Annotated in this window: 2 protein-coding genes and 1 pseudogene; 1 reads left to right on the forward strand and 2 read right to left on the reverse strand. The window is 61.5% G+C overall.

Annotation, left to right across the window (positions count from 1 at the left end; genetic code table 11):
* Positions 1–96: 96 nt before the first annotated feature.
* On the reverse strand, positions 97–354 hold the full coding sequence (locus AiwAL_RS20040; protein ID WP_262313477.1) for a recombinase family protein: 258 nt from the start codon (positions 352–354) through the stop codon (positions 97–99).
* Between the two features lie 233 nt (positions 355–587).
* On the opposite strand from AiwAL_RS20040, the gene AiwAL_RS20045 reads away from it, so the two are divergent.
* The gene (locus AiwAL_RS20045) at positions 588–1,838 is read left to right on the forward strand and encodes an MFS transporter (RefSeq protein ID WP_235706201.1); all 1,251 of its coding nucleotides are present in this window, start codon (positions 588–590) and stop codon (positions 1,836–1,838) included.
* A 20-nt stretch (positions 1,839–1,858) separates the two neighbouring features.
* On the opposite strand, the pseudogene AiwAL_RS20050 reads toward AiwAL_RS20045, so the two are convergent.
* Positions 1,859–2,034, reverse strand: a pseudogene (locus AiwAL_RS20050) (IS1595 family transposase); the annotation flags it as partial.

Genomic DNA, 2,034 nt, shown 5'->3' on the forward strand with positions numbered 1-2,034 from the left:
TTGGCAAGAGATTTCGGCGGCGCGCAACAATCGGAATCGGAACCGGGCCGCCAGGATTCCTTCCGGAATGCCGACAGGCCTCAATCGATTCTTCGGCTAAATGGCGCCTGCGGCCTCAAAATGAGGGGAGACATGAGCTATCGCCCCGAAAACGTGGAACACCAGTTCTCCGGCGGCCGCCGTGGTATCGATCTTCTCTTCGAGGCTGAGCAGCGCGATCCCACGGTCCTTCAACATCACGATCGTCGCGAGTAATTCGGTGAGCGAGCGGCCAAGCCGGTCGAGGCGCACGACGGCGAGAGTATCTCCCGTTCGAGCATATCCGAACAATGCTTCGAGACCAGGTCGATCCATCGCTCGACCCGAGCGCACGTCTCCGCAGGCGCGTAGCCGGGACGACCCGTTGCACTCACTTTCGAATCGTCATGATCTATTCACAGTTTTGAGGTGTTCCCAGGCTTTGCGGGATGTTCGAGGGCTCTATACCGAAACTGGAACAAGGGGGATGGACGATGGGCTATGAAATCCTGGAATCAGCGGACTTGCGGTCGTTTCATCGAAGACTGACGCTCCTCTCAGCGGCGGGGATGTTCCTCGACGGATTCGACCTGACGGTGATCGCCGTTGCTCTGCCCTTGCTGGTCAAGATGTGGCATATTCCGCCGGCACTGTCCGGGGTGGTGGCGGCGGCTGCGGTCGTCGGCATGCTGGTGGGGTCGCTGCTGTTCGGGCATCTAACGGACCGGTTCGGGCGGAAGGCGATGTACCTATTCGATCTGGTCTTCTTCGTCGTCTTCGCGGCATTGACCGCGATTTCGCAGAATGTGTGGGAACTGCTGATTTTCCGGTTCCTGCTTGGTGTCGGGATCGGCGCGGACTACCCGATTTCGTCGACGCTGCTGGCGGAGTTCGTGCCGGCAAAGCGGCGCGGTGGGTTTGTCGCCTCGCTGGGTGCGACTTGGTTCTTCGGCGCTTTGTGCGCCTATGTCGCGGGATATCTGCTGCTGCCGCTCGGCCCGGACGCCTGGCGGTGGATGATGGTGGTCGGCGCGCTGATTGCGGTCGTCGTCATCATATTGCGTGCTGCGATTCCGGAATCGCCGCGCTGGCTGGCAGCGCGGGGGCGGGTGGACGAGGCCTCGGGCGTGTTGGTCAAACTTGGCGCTGCTGCAGGAACCCGCGTGATGGCATCGACCGCAGCTACGATGCCATGGATGGCGATGTTTACCGGCCCCCTACTGCGCCTGACGATTTTTGTTTCCGGATTCTGGTTCTGCTACGACGTCGCCTTCTACGGCATCTCGATCTATACGCCGACGATCCTGAAATCCTTCAGCCTGGGTTCGAGCGCGGCCGCCTATCTGGGTTCGGCGGTCGTGGCACTGCTCGGGCTGATCGGTGCACTGATTGGCGTTTCGCTCGTCGACCGCTGGGGGCGCCGGCCGCTGATTATCTTCGCGTTCGGCGGTCTGACCGTGATGCTCGTGGTGCTCGCCCTGGTGCCACATCCGGTGCTCGTGGCCCTGGTAGTGCTGTTTGGCCTTGCGACGTTGTTCGCCAACATGGGGCCGGGCGTGCTTGACTTCGTCTATCCGACCGAGGTGTTTCCGACTGGCGTGCGCGCGGGGGCGACGGGGTTCGGCACGGCGGTGAGCCGGGTCGGCGCGATCCTGTCGATTCTGGTGTTTCCCGGCGTCGTCCAGGCATGGGGGCTGCAGAGCGCACTGTGGTTGTTCGTCGCCGCGGCACTCCTCGGATTTGTCATATGCCTCGTTCTCGCGCCTGAGACCAAGGGGCGGAATCTTGAGGACCTCAGTGCTGCCGTCGAGGCGAAATGACCGAAAATATCCTATATTGTTTACCCATGAACTTCAGCCAATTTTAGGAGGCGATACGGCATTGGAGGAGTCTGGGCGGCGGCCCAGCCGAGGCGCGGGATCATGCTGGCGAGGTCATATCGGCGATTGAACCGATACTCGAACTCAGCGAGATATCGCGGCACATGCTTGCTGCTGATGGCGCGATACGTGCCGA

This window comes from Acidiphilium sp. AL, from assembly GCF_025499445.1.
Taxonomy (GTDB): Bacteria; Pseudomonadota; Alphaproteobacteria; order Acetobacterales; family Acetobacteraceae; genus Acidiphilium; species Acidiphilium iwatense.

Excerpts from the sequence above, each read along its gene's own strand:
- AiwAL_RS20040 (WP_262313477.1), bottom strand. The coding sequence starts at position 354 with ATGGATCGACCTGGTCTCGAAGCATTGTTCGGATATGCTCGAACGGGA.
- AiwAL_RS20045 (WP_235706201.1), top strand. The coding sequence starts at position 588 with ATGTTCCTCGACGGATTCGACCTGACGGTGATCGCCGTTGCTCTGCCC.